The sequence below is a fragment of the Capnocytophaga periodontitidis genome (genome assembly GCF_016126015.1).
Lineage (GTDB): Bacteria > Bacteroidota > Bacteroidia > Flavobacteriales > Flavobacteriaceae > Capnocytophaga > Capnocytophaga periodontitidis.
Genome location: NZ_JAEFDB010000037.1, coordinates 1 through 1323, shown reverse-complemented (window position 1 = coordinate 1323; position 1323 = coordinate 1). Strand labels below are relative to the sequence as shown.

Here is a 1323-nt window from a genome sequence, read left to right as displayed (position 1 = left end):
TCAAAGTTTTGGGACTTTGACGAACTATGTTAATATGCAAATTTTTTAGTAACTTTTTTTTTCTAAAAAGGAATTTCTTTTAGTTCGCCTACGGCGAAAGTAGTGACTCATATAGCTGTTTACATTGGTGCAGATAACGTAGGAACGTGTCCGTCTATATAAGCAACTCCTGACTTAATAACTGCAAAAGCTTGCCTAATAAGCTTGTTACAGACCGCTATCTGTGCTAATTTCCAAAGTTTTCCTTCCTCTCTAAGCCTTTCAAAAAGAGCCTTACAAGAGGAATTATACTTAGCTGCTGACCACGATGCTATAAACAACTGACCACGTAAGGTGCTATGTCCATTTCTATTAATATGTCCGTTGTAATTCAACGATTTACCCGACTGTTGGTAGGTAGGACAAATACCTATATAACGAGATAATTGCTTAGGATTTTCAAAGAAAGAAAAACCATTAGTAATAATCACTAAAGTAGTAGCAACTTTTTTACCTATCCCTTTAATGGAAGTAAGTAGTTGAACCTGTTTTTCAAACTCTTCCTCAGTGATAGAAACAATGTCTTTTTCTAGATTATTGATGAGTTTATCTAAGTTGTCTATGTTGTTTTTGAGCATATCAATAGCTAAATTATCTTTTTTATTGAGTAACTCTAAAGATTTTAGCTGATTTTTACTTGCTGTACGCTGTTTTATTAAGTGAGTAAGTACTGTTTGTTTCTGTTTAAGGAGAATAATCTTATCTGAAGGCATTTTATAAACTTCAGGATTCATTTTTTCTCCATATTCTACTAACAAACGAGCATCTTTATTGTCAGTTTTAGCAGTAGATAGTTTCATTTTTGAAAGGAAATTACTTTGCTTAGGGTTAATTAAACTAACCTTTATTTCTTGTTCACAAAGGTGATAAAGTAGATTAACACCATAGTTACCAGTAGCTTCCATCACACAATGATGTTGCTCTTTATCAAGGGTATTTATAAATTTTTCAATACCTTTGTCGTCGTTTTGATAAGTAATAGTTTTACTTTTAGAAGCAGAAGAGAAAGCAACTACGAAGCTATCCTTGCTAATATCAACACCTACATAACTCATAATGAATAAATTAAAAAGATTAAAAATAACTTTGTTTAAATAACATCTGATAATCTATCGTCGTAAACACAGGTTTAAAACCTAACGAACTATCCAGTTTTACAGATGTGAAAGCACGGGGACTGAACGTCAAAGGCAGTTTTTCACTAACAAAGTCTCGGTCTTTCTCCGTGCTTATTTAAATGTAAAATTACAATTTATTTTTCAAGATGCAAACGTACGACAAAGT

General features: G+C 32.3%; 1 protein-coding gene. It reads right to left on the bottom strand.

The genetic code is table 11. The features are described 5' to 3' along the window. Positions 1-119 precede the first annotated feature (119 nt). Complete coding sequence (locus I7X29_RS15175; RefSeq protein WP_198475872.1) at positions 120-1094, bottom strand: IS110 family transposase; 975 nt, start codon at positions 1092-1094, stop codon at positions 120-122. Positions 1095-1323: the final 229 nt, after the last annotated feature.

Bases quoted from the DNA above. Each gene is read 5' to 3' on its own strand.
- I7X29_RS15175 (WP_198475872.1), bottom strand. From the start codon at position 1,094: ATGAGTTATGTAGGTGTTGATATTAGCAAGGATAGCTTCGTAGTTGCT.